Annotated in this window: 15 protein-coding genes; 7 read left to right on the top strand and 8 right to left on the bottom strand. The window is 63.3% G+C overall.

Translation table 11 applies throughout. The features are described from left to right. Positions 1-19: 19 nt before the first annotated feature. The 4 genes from ACSFC7_RS21170 to ACSFC7_RS21155 are packed head-to-tail and all read right to left on the bottom strand — an operon-like array spanning position 20 to position 4,800. Entirely contained in the window at positions 20-742 is a 723-nt protein-coding gene (locus ACSFC7_RS21170; protein WP_436344787.1) for an ABC transporter ATP-binding protein, read from the bottom strand. Then, on the bottom strand, positions 739-1,539 hold the full coding sequence (locus ACSFC7_RS21165; RefSeq protein WP_436344786.1) for an ABC transporter ATP-binding protein: 801 nt from the start codon (positions 1,537-1,539) through the stop codon (positions 739-741). Before ACSFC7_RS21165 ends, ACSFC7_RS21170 begins: the two co-directional genes overlap by 4 nt. Next, positions 1,539-3,503 (bottom strand): ABC transporter permease, encoded by a 1,965-nt coding sequence (locus ACSFC7_RS21160; RefSeq protein ID WP_436344785.1) that lies wholly within the window; start codon positions 3,501-3,503, stop codon positions 1,539-1,541. The genes ACSFC7_RS21165 and ACSFC7_RS21160 overlap by 1 nt, the downstream gene beginning before the upstream one ends. Positions 3,504-3,534: 31 nt before the next feature. Further along, positions 3,535-4,800 (bottom strand): ABC transporter substrate-binding protein, encoded by a 1,266-nt coding sequence (locus ACSFC7_RS21155; protein WP_436344784.1) that lies wholly within the window; start codon positions 4,798-4,800, stop codon positions 3,535-3,537. Between the two features lie 383 nt (positions 4,801-5,183). Between ACSFC7_RS21155 and ACSFC7_RS21150 the strand changes: the two genes are divergently transcribed. The 5 genes from ACSFC7_RS21150 (at position 5,184) to ACSFC7_RS21130 (ending at position 10,090) form a co-directional block, all read left to right on the top strand. Beyond that, positions 5,184-5,579 (top strand): universal stress protein, encoded by a 396-nt coding sequence (locus ACSFC7_RS21150; protein ID WP_436344783.1) that lies wholly within the window; start codon positions 5,184-5,186, stop codon positions 5,577-5,579. 150 nt (positions 5,580-5,729) lie between these two features. Next, positions 5,730-6,320, top strand: coding sequence for an N-acetyltransferase family protein (locus ACSFC7_RS21145; protein ID WP_436344782.1), 591 nt, complete (start codon positions 5,730-5,732; stop codon positions 6,318-6,320). A 219-nt stretch (positions 6,321-6,539) separates the two neighbouring features. Beyond that, positions 6,540-7,826 (top strand): phenylacetate--CoA ligase PaaK, encoded by a 1,287-nt coding sequence (gene paaK / locus ACSFC7_RS21140; RefSeq protein ID WP_436344781.1) that lies wholly within the window; start codon positions 6,540-6,542, stop codon positions 7,824-7,826. 267 nt (positions 7,827-8,093) lie between these two features. Next, on the top strand, positions 8,094-8,552 hold the full coding sequence (locus ACSFC7_RS21135) for a MaoC/PaaZ C-terminal domain-containing protein (RefSeq protein ID WP_436344780.1): 459 nt from the start codon (positions 8,094-8,096) through the stop codon (positions 8,550-8,552). Positions 8,553-9,565: 1,013 nt separating this feature from the next. Then, positions 9,566-10,090: a winged helix-turn-helix domain-containing protein gene (locus ACSFC7_RS21130; RefSeq protein ID WP_436344779.1), complete on the top strand. Its 525-nt coding sequence runs from the start codon at positions 9,566-9,568 to the stop codon at positions 10,088-10,090. A 63-nt stretch (positions 10,091-10,153) separates the two neighbouring features. Here ACSFC7_RS21130 and ACSFC7_RS21125 read toward each other — a convergent pair whose 3' ends face one another. From ACSFC7_RS21125 to ACSFC7_RS21115, 3 genes are all read right to left on the bottom strand, one after another. Continuing rightward, entirely contained in the window at positions 10,154-10,654 is a 501-nt protein-coding gene (locus tag ACSFC7_RS21125) for a PaaI family thioesterase (protein ID WP_436344778.1), read from the bottom strand. Further along, on the bottom strand, positions 10,655-12,613 hold the full coding sequence (locus ACSFC7_RS21120) for a 3-hydroxyacyl-CoA dehydrogenase/enoyl-CoA hydratase family protein (protein ID WP_436344777.1): 1,959 nt from the start codon (positions 12,611-12,613) through the stop codon (positions 10,655-10,657). 699 nt (positions 12,614-13,312) lie between these two features. Next, the gene (locus ACSFC7_RS21115) at positions 13,313-14,374 is read right to left on the bottom strand and encodes a phosphotransferase family protein (protein WP_436344776.1); all 1,062 of its coding nucleotides are present in this window, start codon (positions 14,372-14,374) and stop codon (positions 13,313-13,315) included. 518 nt (positions 14,375-14,892) lie between these two features. On the opposite strand from ACSFC7_RS21115, the gene ACSFC7_RS21110 reads away from it, so the two are divergent. Both ACSFC7_RS21110 and ACSFC7_RS21105 read left to right on the top strand, forming a co-directional pair. Then, complete coding sequence (locus ACSFC7_RS21110; protein WP_436348001.1) at positions 14,893-16,203, top strand: MFS transporter; 1,311 nt, start codon at positions 14,893-14,895, stop codon at positions 16,201-16,203. 224 nt (positions 16,204-16,427) lie between these two features. Beyond that, positions 16,428-17,219, top strand: a complete 792-nt coding sequence (locus ACSFC7_RS21105; RefSeq protein WP_436344775.1) for a succinylglutamate desuccinylase — start codon at positions 16,428-16,430, stop codon at positions 17,217-17,219. Positions 17,220-17,302: 83 nt separating this feature from the next. Here ACSFC7_RS21105 and ACSFC7_RS21100 read toward each other — a convergent pair whose 3' ends face one another. Continuing rightward, a complete protein-coding gene (locus tag ACSFC7_RS21100) occupies positions 17,303-17,938 on the bottom strand; it encodes a TetR/AcrR family transcriptional regulator (protein ID WP_436344774.1) in 636 nt (211 codons plus the stop codon). Between the last annotated feature and the right edge of the window lie 70 nt (positions 17,939-18,008).

The following is an 18,008-nucleotide window of genomic DNA, read 5'->3' as shown; positions in this document are numbered from 1 at the left end:
GGAACCGTCGAACCGCACCTTAGGCGGTGACGCCGAGGTACTTGTCGAGGATCTCCTCGTCGTCCCGGAGCGCTTCGGACGTCCCTTCGTAGACGACCTCGCCCTGATTGATGACGTAGTTGCGGTCGGCGAGTTCGAGACAGACGTGGACGTTCTGCTCGACCAGCAGGACGGTGATCCCGCGTTCGTTGAGTTCGCTAACGATGTCCATCACGTCCTGGACGATGTACGGAGCGAGCCCCTCGGTCGGTTCGTCGAGCAGGATGAGATCGGCGCCGCCGACGAGGGCGCGAGCGATCGCGAGCATCTGCTGTTCGCCGCCCGACAGCGACGAACCGGCGTTGCTCGCCCGCGCTTGCAGGTTCTCGAACATCTCGAGCGCCTCGCCGACCGAGAGCGAGTCGACGTCCGGTGCACCCCCGTAGCTGGCGAGTTCGAGGTTCTCGCGGACGGTCAGCTCCGGGAAGATCTGGCGCTCCTCCGGCACGAGTGCGAGCCCCTTCTTCGCCGTTTCCGTGGCCTCGAGGGTCGAGAGATCCTCGCCACGATAGGTGACGCGCCCGCTCGTCGGGGTGAGAATGCCCATGATGGTTCGGAGCGTCGTCGTCTTGCCCGCCCCGTTGCGGCCGACGAGCGAGACGATTTCGCCCTCGCCGACCGACAGCGACAGGTCCCGCAGGACCTGCGTCTCGCCGTACCCCGAGTAGATCCCCTCGACCTCGAGCAGTTCCGGAGCGCTCATTCCATCATCCCTCCGAGGTAGGCGTCCTGGACGTCCCCGTCCGCGGCGATTTCGTCGGGCGTCCCCTCCGCGAGGATCTCGCCTCGGTTCAATACGGTGATGCGGTCCGAGAGTTCCATGACGAGTTCGATGTCGTGCTCGATGAGCAACAGCGTCTGATCGACCAGGACCTCCTCGATCAGATCGATCGTCGCCTGCGTTTCCTCGACGCTCATGCCCGCCGTCGGTTCGTCGAACAGGACGAGTTCGGGTTCGGTCGCGAGGACGACGCCGATCTCGAGGCGTCGCTTGTCGCCGTAGGCGAGCGCATCCGCCGTCTCGTCGGCGACGTCCTGTAGTTCGATCCGCTCGAGGATTCGATCGGTTCGCTCGTTCGTCTCGCCGTACCGATCGGTCGGTTTGAACAGCGATTCGACGAAGTTGTACCGGTCGCGGTCGAGCGACTGGGAGGCCAGCCTGACGTTCTCGCGGACGGTGAGTCCGCCGAAGATATTCGAAATCTGGAACGAGCGTCCGATGCCGCGGCGGACGCGTTCGGACGGCGAGAGCGTCGTGATGTCCTCGCCGTCGAAGTACACCGCGCCGTCCGTGGCGGGTAGTGCGCCGGTGATGAGGTTGAACAGCGTGGTCTTGCCGGCGCCGTTCGGGCCGATAATGCTCCGGAACTCGCCGCGTTCGACCGTCAGGTTGATCCGATCCGTCGCGGTGAACTGGCCGAATTTCTTGACCAGGTCTTCCGTCTCGAGGATCGTCTCCCCGGCGGTTCGCGGATTCGTTTCGGTGGTTTCCATAGCCATTAATCGTCACCTCTGACGCTCGGCTCGTCCGGTGCTGGTTCCGTTTCCGGACCGGGTCCGGAGCCACCCGACACGTACGGGGCGAGTTGGGCCGGCAGCGAGACCAACCCGCGCGGGAGGAAGATCACGAACAGGACGAAGATCGTCCCGAGGACCAGCCGCCACCGGGCCGTAAAGCCGGTGAGGATCTCTTCGAGGCCGAAGAAGACGCCCGCACCGATGATCGGTCCGTACAGCGTTCCCATGCCGCCGAGGATGACCATCACGATCACCTCGCCGGAGTGGAGCCAGTAGGCGAACGAGGGCGTCGCGTAGCCCGAGTTGAGCGTGAAGAGCCCGCCGGCCAGACCGGCCAGCGCGCCGCTGATCACGAACGCGCGTCGCTTGTAGACGGTCGTCTCGTAGCCGATGAACGTGGCCCGCTGTTCGTTCTCTCGGATGGATTTGAGCACGGAGCCGAACGGCGAGTTGAGCATCCGACGAGTGAGCAGGAACGAGGCGACGAGCGCTCCCAGTGCGATGTAGTAGAACAGCGACTGGCCGGTCAGTGCCACCGGGCCGACGAAGAACCCGATGTCGTGGAGTTCGATTCCCATCCCGGCGAGGCCGTAGTACGTCGAGATGCCGAACAGCCCCTCGGAGCCGCCGGTGATGTCGAGCCGGTACAGCATGTTGTAGAACAGCTCCGCGAACGCGAGCGTAATCATCGCGAAGTAGACGCCGCCGACCCGGATCGACAGGAAGCCGACGAACCACGCGATGGCCGCGGAGATAACGATGGCGAGACCGATCGCGACGAAGGCGGACTGGCTCACGTGTACCAGCGTGATCGCGACGGCGTAGGCGCCGAGCCCGTAGAACAGGGCGTGACCGAGCGACACCAGTCCCGTGTAGCCCATGACGAAGTCCAGACTGAGCGCGAACAGGCCCCAGATGATGATCTCGATCATCAGCGTGACCGCGTAGGACGAGTACAGCGTCCCCACGCCGAGCGGTATTAGTGCCAACAGCGCGATCATGGCGATCCCCAGTCGGTTCCGCGTCTGGGCGTCGAGGAATCCTCCCGTCCCGGTCAGTAACTCGCCGCCTTCCTCTTCCGTTTCGACGCCGAACAGTCCGCGCGGTCGAAGGAGGAGGACGGCGATCATCAGCAGGAAGATCACCGTCCCCTCGAAAATCGGGGCGTAGTGCCGCAGGAGCGTCTGGATGACACCCACGAGCAGCCCGCCGACGACGGCCCCCTTGAAGCTGCCCAGTCCGCCGAGGACGACGATGACGAACGCCGGGATGATGACCGACATCCCCATCGAGGGGCTGACCGACTGGTAGCCGCCGAGGATGATCCCGGCGACGGCGGCGAGGGCCGCACCCATGCCGAAGACCAGCGAGTAGTACCGGTCGATATCGATCCCGAGGTTGCGGACCATCTGCCGGTCCTGCGAGCCGGCGCGAATGATCAGCCCGTACTTCGTGTACTCGAGCATCGCCCAGACGGCGAACGCCATCGCGCCACCGAAGACGATGATGAACATGTTGTACACGCTGGCGTTGATCCCGAGTACGTCGATCGTTCCCCTGAGGATCGCCGGAACGGGGAGATTGACGTTGCCCGGCTCCCAGACGAGGTAGATCAGGTCGTTTATCACCAGTACCAGTCCGAACGTGAGCAGGATGTGATACAGCGGGTTTCGCCCGTACAGCGGCCGCACCGTGTACCGTTCGATCGCGACGCCGACGATACCGACGAGCAACGGCGCGACGAACAGGGCGACGAAGAACCCCGTCCCGCCGAACGGAACGACCAGCGCCAGTGCGAAGTACGCCCCCAGCGCGAACAGCTCCCCGTGTGCGAAGTTGATGACGTGCATGACGCCGAAAATGACGGAGAGCCCGGCGGCTAACAGCACGTACACGACGCCGATCGTCAACCCGTCGAACAGTGCCTGCGAGAGTGAGCCAATCATAGGTTAACGAATCGAGGAACGAATACTCGTATTACAGTTCACAGCCCGTGTCCTCACAATCGGGTGCGGCCTCTTCGCCGGACAGTTCCTCGAGGAGTTCGACGTCGGCGAGTTCTCCCGAGTCCGGCTCGGTACACTCGCCCATCCAGACCGGGTTCATCGCTTGGTGGTCGCACTCGCGGAACTCGTTCGGGCCGAAGATCGTGTCGTGTTCCATCCCCGAGAGGGTCTCCGCGACCGTCGACGGATTCCGCGACCCTGCCTCGCGGATCCCGTTCGCGACCATCCGAATCGATTCGTAGCCGACGCGCGAGAAGTTATCGGGCGGATCACCGTACTCGCTCTCGTAGGCCTCGACGAACGTTTGATTGTCGCCGGTTTCGATTTCTGGAATGTACCGAACGCCGCTGTAGGTGTTGTAGACCCCCTCGCCGGCGCCCGCCCGAACTGCCCGGAACGAGCCGGTCGTCGTCACGATGGGGAGTTCGTCCTGTAGTCCGCGTGCGCCAGCCTGCGAGAGGAAGATGGCGAGGTCGGCTCCGGTCATTCCCACGACCAGCGCGTCGGCCTCGTCGCTGACGTCGGCGATCTGGCTGATGAACGCCTCGAAGTCCGTCGATCCCGGATCCGAACGCGTCACGCCGATCTGTTCGTAGGAGTCGCTGATCGACTCCATCCGCGTCTCGACCTCGTTCAGGACCGATTCGCCGTAGGCGTAGTCGGCGATGTGGTAGACGATCTGGTCGCCGAGTTCGTCGGCGGTCCACTGGGCCATGACTTCCGCGACCTGTGCGGTACTCGTCTCGAATCGAAACACGTACTCGTTGCAGTTCTCTCCCGTGATCGACGTGTCCGCCGCTCCGGGCGTGTAGAGGACCTCGTTATTGAGCGCGAAGTCGTTGATCGCGAGCGCGGCCGAACTCGAGATACACCCCGTGATGAACTGCGCCCCGTCCGACTGCACCGCCTGTTCGGCCCGCTGGGTCGCCGTCGCGGGATCGAGTTGGGTGTCGTACTCGCTGTACTCGATCGTGAACTCGTACTCGTCGCTCTCGTTGATCTCTTGGATCGCGAGTTCGGTCCCCTGGTGTCGTTCGTTGGCGAGGTCGGTGAACTCACCAGTGAACGGTTCGAGGACCCCAAACTGCACCGTATCGAAGTCATCGTCGTCTCCGTTCCCCATCTCGTCCGGATCGCCGACACAGCCGGCTAACCCGGTTATTCCGGCGACGCTACCGGCGGTAATCGCCTTGAGAATATCACGTCTCCGCCCCTGTGATTTGCCACCTCGAGTCATACCTTCAGTAGATTACACCCGACTATAAAAATCGACCCCGTTTTATGGCGGTTTTATAAGTATACGTCGGCAATATACGGGTCCACCATCGATATACAGATCACTGTGTCCGCCGGTTTACCAGATACCTGTCAGCAGCTCCGACGCAGCCATTGCCCGCCCGCGCTCGCGTCCGACGGGCAGGTTCGGTTCCCGAGCGGCGGACCGGTGCTCGTGGTAGCCCTCAGACGTCTCGCGGGGCTTTTACTTTCGTCAGCCACGGAGGGTGATTCGCTTTCGCGTACAACCGTGCCCGCCGGTGGACGGCTCCGATACCGCTGTACCGGCCCGGTGCGTGGGAACGAGACCGGAACGTTATGTGAGATGCACACAATTACCGTTCTATGTATCGGATACTGGTCGGGCTCGAGACCGACGAAGACCGGGCGTTGGCACAGGCGTCGATGATCGAATCGCTTCCGGGGGCGAGCAACGAGATCACGGCGGTACTCATGCACGTGTTCCAGAACAACCCCGAAGGACGGTCGATACCACAACTCGACGGCGTTCGCCACGCAGCCGCGGCGTTCGACGAAAGCGGTATCGACTACGAGTACTACGAAGCGAGCGGCGAACCGGCACCGGAGCTGATCGCGGCAGCCGACGAACTGGACGCCGACATGCTCTGTCTCTCCGGGCGCAAACGGTCGCCGACGGGAAAAGTCGTCTTCGGAAGCGTGACCCAGTCGGTCATTCTCGGAACCGACAGGCCGGTCGTCACCGTCAGCCCGGACGAGTAAGCAGCCGACTGGCACCTCGAACACCGGCGATCGTGGCCGTTTCGATCTCGAGACCCTCGAGCTACCCACGTTTCGCCCATTTATAAATGCCGTAAATACACGGGTCGATCGTGATGCGGCTTCGACACCATCGTTCGAGTGTGAACGCTCGTGACGACCGACACCTGCTCCGCGTGGGATCCGGCGAACTGTACGGGAACCGAGGGCTGTCCGCCCCGATGTCCCCGGTTTATCGATAAGCGCGGCGACCCCGTCCTCGTCGAACCGTACTCGTTCTCGCGGTTCGACGACCTCGTTTCCATGTACGTCGACTACCCCCAGCGTCACCGTTCGATGGGGATCCCGCCGGCCACGCGCGCTCGGATCGAAGACTGGCTCGAACGGCTGCTCGAGCGCGGCTTCAACATCGTCGCCGCCCACGGGGGCCGCGTTATCGGCCACGCGGCGTACTCGCCGTGCTTGAGCGTCGAGCCCCAGTTCGTCGTGTTCGTGGATCCGGCCTTCCACGATCGCGGAATCGGGAGCGAACTCTGCCGTCACGTTATCGCTGCCGCTGCCGACGCCGGGCACGAGGCGCTCGTGCTGGACGTGGATGCAGCGAACGAGCGTGCCGTCCACGTCTACCGCCGAATGGGATTCGAGACGATCGAGCGAAGCGGGAACGATCTCCGAATGCGACTGTCGTTCGACGAACCGATCGTCGAGACGGTTCAGTTACCGCCCGCGGAGCGACCGACCTGACCGACGGCGACCTGCCGGTGGACATCGGTACGAAGGGAGGTTTTTCGGTCGGCACCGCTGCGGGCGGGTTCGGACGGTGGGATAACCGGTGCTCGTTCGTCCTCTCGGAACCGACAGCGAGCGCTCGACCGGCCGCGTTCTATCACTCCAAATGTCAATCAGTGCCACGTGTGCATACCCCATGATTTTTATCGAGGCGCTCCGGATTGTTGAGTGAGGATGAGTTATAAGCAGATAGAGACAGCCCCTCGAACGGAGATTCGAGAGCTGCAGAACGAACGACTCCGTGAAACGGTGCGCCACGCGTACGAGAACGTCGACTACTACCGGACGGAACTCGACGCGGCGGGCGTCGCACCCGAGGACGTGCAAACGGTCGACGATATCGGGAAGCTACCGTTTACCACGAAAGAGGATTTCCGCGCCGAATACCCGGACGGCCTGTTCGCCGTCGACGACGACGAACTCCGGCGGATCCACGCCTCGTCGGGGACGACCGGCAAACCCAAGATCGTCTCCTACACCCAGGGCGACCTGGACGTGTGGAGCGAAGTCGTCGCTCGCTGTCTCGCCGCGTCCGGAGTCGAACCGGGGGATACGGTGCAGAACGGCTACGGATACGGCCTGTTCACGGGTGGTCTCGGGCTCCACTACGGGATCGAAGAACTCGGCGCGACGGTGATCCCGATCGGCGGCGGGCAGACCCAGCGGCAGGTGGAGTTGTTGCAGGACTTGGAGAGCGACGTCCTCACGTGCACCCCGTCGTACTCGCTGTACCTCGCGGAGACGGCCGCGGAGATGGGTATCGACATCAAAGACCTGCCGGTGTCGACGGTGATCTTCGGCGCGGAACCCTGTACCGATCCGATGCGCGAGGAGATCGAGGAGCGACTCGACGTCACGGGGATCGACATCTACGGGCTGTCGGAGATCATCGGCCCCGGCGTCTCCAACGAGTGCCACGAAGCCCAGGAGGGCCTGCACATCTGGGAGGACCACTTCTATCCCGAGGTGGTCGACCCGCAGACTGGCGAGCCGGTTCCCGAGGGCGAGGAGGGCGAACTCGTATTGACCACGCTCACGAAGGAAGCGCTGCCGGCGCTTCGGTACCGCACCGGCGATCTGACGACGCTGACGTACGACGAGTGTGAGTGCAGGCGAACGATGGTCCGGATGGACAACGTCACCGGCCGCGCCGACGACCTCCTGATCGTCCGCGGCGTCAACCTCTATCCCAGCGAGATCGAAGACGTGGTCCTCGAGTTCGACGCGGTCGCGCCCTACTACCGCATCGACCTCTACCGCGAGGGCAACCTCGACCGCCTCGAACTGACGATCGAGCGCGAACCCGAGTTCGACGGTGACATCGAAGACCTTCGGGATCGCATCCTCACCCGCCTGTCGAACGTCCTCTCGTTTACGCCGGACGAGTTGGACATCGTCGATCCGGACAGCATCGAACGGACGGAAGTCGGGAAGGTAAAGCGCGTCTACGATCACCGGTAGTCGCGACGACGGTCGGGTGAGTGGCGTCCGCTGTCGGTTCGAACGGATACGCGTCGTCAGCCGATCCGTCGGGCGTCGATGAACGACGGCGTTCGGTCTCGAGCAACTGCGGGTTTCGCTGTCGAGACCGGTTTCGGGGCCCGCGAGAGTGGGTGTCCGATGTCCGATCGCCGCCGATCCGTTACACTCCTCGTATCAATCCTGCGCCGGGTCTCCGATTCCCCTTACCGAAGTAAACTATTTGTACCGTGATTGGGATGTCCACGTATGGCATATAGCTACGAGCCACATCACTTCGAAGACTTCGAAGAGGGCCAGGAGTTCCAGAGCGTCGGCCGAACCGTCACCGAATCCGATTTCGTCATGCACTCGGCGTTGGCCGGCGACTGGACGGAACTGCACACTAACAAAGAGTACGCGGAAGAAGGTCCCTTCGACGGCCGAATCGCCCACGGCCCGATGACGTTCGTCCACGCGACCGGCTTCGTCTATCGGACCGGGATCGTCGAGCGCACGGCGTACGCGTTCCTCGGGATGAATTACATGGACCTCCCGAATCCGGTTTACATCGGGGATACGATCTCGCTCGAGATGGAAGTCAGCGGAAAGAAGGACGTCGACCACGACGACGCGGGGATCGTCGTCCTCGACACCGAAATGACGAATCAGGACGATACCGTCGTCTTCCAGGGCGATATGAAGTTCCTCATCAAGCGAAAGGAGTAACGCACGCGACGTGACCGACGAGGCCGGCATGCGGCCACGGTCCGAGAGAGCCATCGAAATGTCGTCCGACTGCGACGAGTATTCGCGGTCGGCGATCCTCACGCTCGATCCGATGGGCTACGGGGGTTGCTTTGGGTACGGGACGCGGGTGCCTTCTCGTTCCACGATTAGCATCCGGTCAGGCTGTCAGTGTGACTCGAGCGCCTGAAACTCACTCGACACCGCCAATTCCGCAGATGCTATCAGATTTAACTAATACTATGCTATATGGGTATATGGCCTGTACGTCTCTATAACCGATTTGGGAAATCCGTATAGCTGACGGAAGATCGTGGTAGATTTGTGGAGTGAATCGACTGTAGTAGTGTAAACGTCATAGTCATATCGGAATGAGAGCTAATATGGACCGATCTCTGAATATTTCGGAGAATTTCTGCCGTTCTCCGTAGCAAATCTATACGGTAGAACTCTGCCGCTCTTTTGTATCGTATCGATCGATTCGAATACGGGATGCGACCGCGAACGAGATCCACGAAGATACCACTTCTCATAGTATATCGAACAATACCTAGAACGCAGACATATTTGGCTGGTCGGAGCTATTACCCGCGAGGGTATCGGCGGATGGGCTGCCCCCAACTCGAAACACTATTCCAAAATAACTTTACAATGGAAATCCAATCTGGGATGTGACACAGGTAGAACCGCGATCGAGCCCGGACGATCGGTTCGATTCGAACCCGTGTCGCCCTTTCGAGTCCGACTGGAGCGATCAGTATCGGCGTCTACCCGGTACTGAACCCGGGGAGACGACCGTCACTCGCTCGACGACCCCCGCGAACGCGGACGGAGGGGTCTGCTGGTCGATCACGGAACTCGGTGCGATCGGCGGACTGCCGCGACCGTCGTCCGAGCGGGTCGCGACTCCGAGACCGGCCGCCTGCGGCGATCGGTCGTTCGACGGTCTGGAACGAACGGATACAAACCACTAGATTACAGATGGAGACGATAGCATGACTGACGACGAATCACCGAGCTGGGACTTCAAAGACCGCGATATCGCCATTTTGTGTGAGCTCGCGGACGATCCGCAGCTCTCCTCGCGGGAGCTAACGAACGTGCTCAAGTCGGAGTACGATATCGACGTCTCACACGTTACCGTTAGCGAATCGATCCGCCGAATGCGCGACGAGGGCGTCTTCCGCGAGGCGATTATTCCCAATGAGGAGTACTACACCTTCGCGCTGTTCGAGTTCAAGTTCAACGCCGAACACTTCGCCGACAGTTGGCGAGACGCAATGACGCACATCAAAGAAGACAAACACACCCTGTTTTTCTTCCTCTCCGACGGGGAGTATCAGTGGAAGACCGTCATGATGTTCCGCGGCTCCGAACAGATTTCGAAGTGGATCCACAACTGCTACAAGGAACACGGCGACGTGATCGCGAATATCCGAAACTCGTCGGTCCACAACGTGTTGAAGTTCCGGACGGATCCGCGAATCTACGAGGATCTGCGGGAGGAGCAGTACGAGTAGGACGCGATCCGTCGCGCTCGAGTATCGTCTCCGAAACGGCACTCGATACCGGGACCGGGTCGATCAGGTCCCGCTCTCGTTACCGTCTCCGTCCCGAAACAGCCGGTAGGTGGTCCGACCGACGGCCGCCTCGCCGTCGGCGCCGGTGACGGAGACGTCGGTGACGCCGGTCGTCCCGCCGGCCCGTACCACCGACGCTTCGGCGCGGAGATCACCCGTCGCCGGGCGGAGGTAGGAGACGTTGAGATCGGTCGTCGTCAGGCGCGCCCGACTCGGCTCCTCGAAGGTCGTCCGCAGCGCGAACGCACTGGCGGTATCGATCAGGGTCGCGACGATGCCGCCGTGGACCGGATTGTAGCCGTCGTTCCCGACCGGATTCTCGAACTCCTCGTCGCGGTCGATGGTGAGGACGGCCGCCCCGTCCTCGAGTTGGTCGACACTGACGTCGAGCCACGACAGATAGCCGTGGCGCTCGACGAACGACACCCACTCGGGCCAGTCGGTCGACGTATCCGATTTCGGCTCCGGTTCGGGGTCCGGCTCAGGTCCCGGTTCCGGTGACATTTATTCGCCTTCGAACTCGGGTTCGCGATCCTCGGCGAAGGCCATGGTTCCCTCGAGCACGTCGTCCGTGCTGGTCAGGAGTCCGAAGCCCTGGCTCTCCATGGTCAGGGCGGCTTCGAGGCTCGCGTCTTCGCCCTCGTTCATGACCTTCTTGGCGATCTCGAGGCCGATCGGCGGGCCGTTACGGAGGTCGTCGACGAACTCGTCGACGGTCTCGTCGAACGCCTCGCGGTCGACGGATCGGTTGATCAGGCCCCAGTCTTCGGCGCGGTCGGCGTCGATGTGCTCGCCCCGGAAGACCAGTTCCTTCGCGCGGGTCTCGCCGAGGACCCGGAGGAGTCGCTGGGTCCCGCCGCCGCCGGGGATCAGGCCGAGATTGATCTCGGGGGCGCCGAACTCCGAGCGCTCGGTCGCGAGCCGCAGATCGCAGGCCAGTGCGAGTTCGAGTCCGGCGCCGAGACAGTAGCCGTCGACTTTCGCGAGGACGGGCCGCGGGAAGTCGTTGACCGTCTCGAAGGCCGGCGTGACGTCCATCAGGTCGGTGGGTTCGACGCCGCTAAAGCCGGAGATGTCCGCACCGGCGCTGAACGCGCGGTCGCCCGCCCCCTCGATCGTCGCACACCGAACCTCGTCGGTGTCGACCGACGAGAACAGGTCGTCGATTTCCTCGAGCAGGTCGCCCGAGAGGGCGTTCATACGGGACGGGCGGTCGAGTTCGACTCGCAGCACGCCGTCCTCGAGTTCCGCGTTGAGGTCGTGATAGGAGTCGAGCCCACCGTCGTCGCCGTCGTACTCGTAGAAGCCTTCGCCGGCCTCCTCGCCGGTCTTGCCCTCCTCGACGAGTTTCTCGAGGTACGGGTGTGGCTCGAAGCGGTCGGAGCCGGTCTCCTCGTACAGGGTCTCGAGCTTCTCGAGGACCGTATCGAGGCCGATCTTGTCCGCGCGGCGGCAGATGCCCTCGGGGAAGCCGAGCCCGAGCTGGACGCCGGTGTCGACCTCCTCGGGTGTGGCGACGTCCTCGCCGACGAGGAACGCCGCGCGGTTGATCATTCGGGCTTCGACGCGGAGCCAGTCGAAGTCGCCCGCGTCCTCGGGCTGGTAATCGGCGCCGTCGCCGTCCTCGTAGTCGTAGAAGCCCTTGCCGGTCTTCTGGCCGAGCTCCTCGGCCTCGACCTTCTCCTCCGTGATCGGCGGGATCGGGCTGCCGCCCTCCTTGCGGACGTGGTAGCCGACGTCGATGCCGGTGAGGTCGGCGAGTTCGAACGGCCCCATCGGGTAGCCGCGCTCGTGGGCCATCGTGGCGTCGGCCTCGCGGATCGTCGCCTCGCCCTCCGAGACCATGAACGCGGGTTCGCCGCCGAAGGGGCCGACGATGGTGTTGACCACGAAACCGCGGACGTCCTTGCGGACGTAGATCGGCGTCTTGTCGATCGACTCGACCCACTCGTAGCCCGCTTCGGCCGCCTCGTCGCTGGTGTCTTCGCCGTAGATGACCTCGACGAGGTCCATCTTGACCGGCGGGTTGAAGAAGTGCAGACCGAGCACGCGCTCGGGCGTGTCGACGGCCTCCGCGATGTCCGAAATCGGAAGACTCGAGGTGTTGGTCGCGAGCAGCGTCTTCTCGTCGCAGTACTCCTCGAGGTCGCCGAAGATGTCGTGTTTCAGGTCGAGGTTCTCCGGGGCCGCTTCGATGACGAGGTCGGCGTCTTCGACGGCCTCCTCGAGATCGGTGGTGATCTCGATCCGATCGAGGACCTCGTCGGCCGCCTCGTCGATCAACTCCTTCTCCTCGAGTTTCTCGAGGCTCCAGGCGATCGACTCGTAGCCGTCCTCGACGAACTCGTCTTTGATGTCGCGCATCGTGACGTCGTAGCCGGCCATCGCGGTTACCTCGGTGATTCCGTGCCCCATGTTCCCCGCGCCCAGCACGGCGACGCGGTCGATGCTGTCCAGTGACATGGTCGTGCTGTCTACCGGAATCGTCTTAATACCACCGACACCGACTTAGCAATGTTAAGCGCGTTGTTCTCGGTTGTTCCGCTCGTACGTCTCCTCGAGGTTTCGGTGAACTTCGGTAACGGTGGCTCGAGTTTATTCCCCGATATCGTCACGGATGCTGATCAGGATGAGCGGGCTCTGGTAGGATGAACGGAATGATATCGACCTCCCGAACATATCGATCACTGAAAAACCGCTCTGCGGTGGCACGCGCTGTCGGCTGCCGAACGAAAGTGCGGTCAGCCGGCGATATCGTGTGAGGGACGAGCGAGTGAACGGGGAGGGACGACCCGTAAGCGAGCGAGTCGGCTGGGGAGGACGTGGAAGTCCCCGTTGCCACGGTCGCAAAACGATAGATGAGACTTCGAATACTCCAGCAAGGGCCGCTACAGTTGAGGGGACGGGGAACAGGTAATTCGAACTCGAGCTGGCTACTAGGGATTGCCACGCCCTCCCCAACCGATTTCTTCTCACGGGCGCAACGCGCCCGTTCGAATGGTCCGCGGAACCGTTGGTTCCGCGCTACGCTCGTTTCACTCGCTCATCCCTCGCGATTCGAACCGCGACGGAGTCGCGGTTCAGCGCGCCAACAGCGTTCGTTGCGACCGCTCGAGTAGCGTCGGCCGCAAAACGAAAGTCAGGTATTCGTTCGAAAGCCCGTTAGAGCGGCTCGTCGCCCTCGATGATCCGCTTCGCGCGGTCGGCCAGCGCCGGCACGCGCTCCTCCATCTTCGGATACATCGGGTTGTCGCTGTTGCCCTCGAGATACCGCCGGAAGAACATCTCGCCGAGACCGGCCAGCTTGTAGACGGCGAGCGTGCGGTAGAACCGCTCGTGTTCGAACTCGAGGCCGGTGAGCTCCTCCCAGCGCTCGACGAGTTCGGACCGGCTCGAGTAGCCGTCTCGTTCCATGAACTGCGTCGTGAGTTCGGGGATCGACGGCTCGGGATCCTTCGCGTCGCGCCAGTAGGAGAGCATCCAGCCCAGATCGGCGCGCGGGTCGCCCAGCGTGGACATCTCCCAGTCGAAGACGGCGATCAGTTCCGGCGGCGTTCCCGGCGCGAACATGACGTTGTCGAGTTTGTAGTCGCCGTGGACGAGCGTGTGGGGGTGGTCCTCGGGGACGTTGTCCCGAAGCCAGTCGCCGACCTCGTAGAGGACGGGTACCTCCCGCTCGTCTTCGGTGACCTCGAACGCCCACGAGAGCTGTTTGCCCCAGCGGTCGACCTGTCGCTGCGTGTAGCCTGCGGGCCGGCCGAACTCGTCGAGACCGATCCCCTCGTAATCGAGTCGATGGATCTTCGCCAGCGTGTCGACGAGTTCCTCGCCGATCCGTTCGCGCTGTTCGGGGTCGGCGAACCGCTCCGGTTCGTCCTCCCGGAGCACGTCGCCCTCGAGTTGCTCCATCACGTAGAAGTCGCTGCCGATGATGTCGTGGTCCTCGCAGGCGAGCACCGGGGTGGGGACCGGAACGTCGGTCTCGGAGACCGCGTTCATCACCCGATACTCTCGGATGACGTCGTGGGCCGTGTCGGCGGTCTCGCCCGGCGGCGGTCGGCGGATGACCAGTTCCCGGTCGCCCCACGTGACGAACAAGGTTTCGTTCGAATGCCCTTCCTGGTGCCGCTCGACGTCGTAGTCGTCCGCCTCACCGAGGTGTTCCTCGAGGTGCGCGGCGAGCGCGTCCTCGTCGACGAGGCGTTCGTAGTAGTTCTCGCTCATAGGTAGCTCGTAAACTCCGTCCGATCGGACGACCGCGCTGTCGTCTCTCGAACGCTGGTTCGTACTGATGATGTACAGTACCATTACTTCACTGCTTAACGAAAGTAGTTTTGACTCGAGTTTAAATTCACATCGTATCCTAGACTGAAGGTATCTAGTACCACGGTTGTCAGCGCTAGAAATCGTCGGTGTATCGGGTGGAGCGGCGCGAACCGCGCGGGCTGCGTTCCGTTCATCGACCGGGTTCTCCGTCGGCTTCGGCGAGACGTCGCGGTCGAGTGTCTGGCAGCGCCAGTCGGTCGACGACGCTGGTGCTCGGTGCTGGCTCGACACACGTTACCCCTGCTCCCAAACCCTTTTGAACGGAACTGACTAACTGGTTAGTTAAGTGAAGCTGGAACGCAGAGACGGTCCCGGATTCTCGAGACCGACCGACTGTCGAAGCCCCGTCGATCGATCGACCGCGAGTCACACCTGCGGGGCGTGACGCCGTGGGATCGAGAAACCCCGTCCGGCGACTGCGGGACGCCGCGAGCCGCGCGGAGACGAGTCGGACCGTCGTGGTCGGTGCGGTCATCCTGAGTACGTTCTTCGTCGGTTTCGGCGGCGGCGTGATCTTCCCGATCCTGCCGAACCTCGGCATCGTGCTCGGTATCTCGCCGTTCCTCGTCGGCATCATTCTCAGCGCGAACCGATTCTCGCGACTGTTCGCGAACGCGCCGGCGGGCGTCCTCGTCGACCGCGTCGGGACGCGCAAACCGTTCGTCGCCGGCATGATCGTCCAGTCCGTCGCGACGTTCGGCTACGTCCTCGCCATGATCTCCGCCAGGCCCGCGCTGTGGTTCCTCCCCGATATCCCCGCAGCCTGGTTCCTCGGCTCGAGGATCGTCTGGGGCGTCGGCAGCGCGGCCGTCTTCGCGACCGCGTACACGATCGCGGCCGACGTCAGCGACGGGAGTTCGCGGGGCGCGAACATGGGGCTCATCCGCGGTGGGATGCTCTTCGGGTTCCCGAGCGGGGTCGTCATCGGCGGGATCATCAGCGAACTCTCGGGAACGGTTCCGGCGTTCGTCGTCGCGACGGCGTTCGCGCTCGTCGCGAGCGTGATCGCGTACGCGACGATTCCGGAGACGCACATCGAGGGCGACGAACACCGGTCGGTCTCGCCGTGGGACGTCGACACGAGCGTTCCAGCCGTGACCGTCGGGTTGGTGAACTTCACGGTGTTGTTCGCCTACATCGGCGCGCTGTTCGCGACGCTCGTCCTCTTTCTCGACCGGAACGATCTGGGCGTCTTCGGGTTCGACGCCCAGGCGTCGTCGGGGATCTTCATGGCGGTGACGGTCGTCTCCGCGGGGATCTTCATGTTCCTCGGCGGCTACGTCAGCGATCGCACGGAGTCTCGAATCCCGACGCTGCTGTGTTTCCTCGGTACGTCCTTCGTCGGGTTCGTCCTGCTCGCGACGGCCGATTCGATCGCGACGCTCACGGCGGCCTGTCTCCTGATCGGTGCCGGACAGGGCGGCACGAGCGGCCCGTTGATGGCCTTGCTCGCCGATCTGACGCCGGACGATCGAATGGGCCGCGCCGTCGGCACGAACAACGTCCTCGGCGACGTGGGCGGCGGCCTCGGACCGATCGTCTCGCTGCCGCTCGTCGAACTGTTCGGCTTCGTCCCGATTTACGTCGCCTGTGCGACGCTCCCCGTTCTCGCCGGCGCGATCTTACTCGGCGGCGTCTATCGGGAGACCGGCCGTTTCCTCCCGAATCTGCAGACGCTCGAGGAGTCGGCCCGCGCGTCGAGTCGAACGTCGGAACACGCCGATTGATCGGTCTGGACATCCGGTGAACGCGGCGAGCATCGTCGATTCCTGCCCGCTCGAATTGAACGTCGAATCCCGAACGGATCCGGCGCGCAGTCTTCCCGACAGGCGCAAGCACCGCCGTCTTTGCTGAATGCGAACTACTGCGTCCGACATCCGTATGAGAACGACAGACGAGGAGTTCGGTCCGCTCGACGTGACCCCTTCGGGGACCGGGAGAAACCGAGGTCGTGGTCGTGGCCGGCGTCCACGGCGACGAGATGAGCGGCATCCGCGCGGTGCGCCGCCTGCGCGGGGCCGACCTCGACCTCCAGCGAGGCGTCGCGTTCGTCCTCGCCAACCCGGCCGCGATCGAGGCCGGCGAGCGGTACCTCGACTCGGATCTCAACCGCGCGTTTCCCGGCGACCCGGACGGCGACCGGGAGGAACGGATCGCCGCCCGACTCTGCGAGGTCGTCGACGGCCGCACGTCACTCTCGCTGCACGGTACCGAGGCCGAACCCACGCCGTTCGCGCTCGTACACAGCGCTCAGGAGCGCGAGTTCGAACTGGCCTCGGAGCTACCCGTGCCACACGTCGTCGATCACTGGGGAGTCAACGAACACACGATCACGACGTGTGGCTTCACCGTCGAGATCGAACTCGCCGCGGACGACTCCGAGGACGCGGCCGATGCCGCCGAATATCAGGCGCGCGCGTTCCTCGAGCGGGTCGACGCGCTCCCCGGCGACCCACCGAAGGCCGATCCGGACTACTTCCACATGGGCGAGCCCGTTCCGAAGCCCGACGGGGAGTCCTCAGAGTTCCACGTCGAGAACTTCGAACGCGTTCCCGAGGGGACCGTCTACGCGACCGTCGACGGAGAGGAGCTAACCGCCGACGAGCCGTTTTGGCCGATACTCATGTCCGACGACGGCGCCGAAGACATCTTCGGCTACCGGGGACACGAGATCGGCGAGTCGCTCGTGGACGTCAAAGCGACGTGGATCGGCGAGAATCGGGAACCGCGAGAGTCCGAGTAGCGCGCCGAATCGGTGCAACCTCTCTCGACGTAGCGTACTGAGTTATCGATCGGCGCGCAGTACGCGGAACCGCTCGCCGCACCTCAGCGGCTCTCGTCGTCGGTCGAATCGGACTGACGGAGCCACTCGTGGACGATCGCGTCGAGACTCGCCCGGGTGATCTCCGCGACGTCGTCGCGCTCGAGGGTGACCTGATAGATCCGCGCGCCGTTGATGCTGGCCAACAGCAGCGTCGCGACCTGTTCCGGATCGACGTCGCGAAAGACGCCCCGTTCGATCCCGTCCTCGACGATCGCGATCACGGTCGCCTCGACGGTCTCGTAGTTGCGGCTCAACTGCCGGCGAAACTCGGCGTTGTGCGGGGCCTTCGTGCGAACCTCGAGCATCGCGGTCGTGAGTTCCCAGTGATCGAACTCGGTCCGTTCGGGCGGGCCGAACAGCAGCGTGTCGATCAGGGCCTCGAGCCGCTCGACGGGGTCGTCGTGGCCCTCGACGGCGATGTTTCGCTCGAAGGCGTCCAGTAGGTACTCGAGAAACGCGACGAGCAGGGCTTCCTTGGTGTCGTAGTGGTAGTGGAGGACGCCTTTCGTCTTGTCGAACTCGTCGGCGATCGCCTGCATCGTCAGGTTCGCGTAGCCGTGTTTGCACAGCGCCCGATACGTGGCCCGCATGATCGCCTCCTCGGTGTCGACGGGCTCGCCGTCGGCGTTGACCCCCATATTATCTCTTCCGTCGCAAAATATCCAAAAAAGGGTTTGGGTATCGGCTGAGTAACACGGTCGACGTCGG

Origin of the sequence: Natronorubrum halobium, assembly GCF_051351675.1 — an archaeon.
Taxonomy (GTDB): domain Archaea; phylum Halobacteriota; class Halobacteria; order Halobacteriales; family Natrialbaceae; genus Natronorubrum.
The sequence above is the reverse complement of the archived record's forward strand: the minus strand, read 5'-3'. Positions and strand labels throughout refer to the sequence as shown.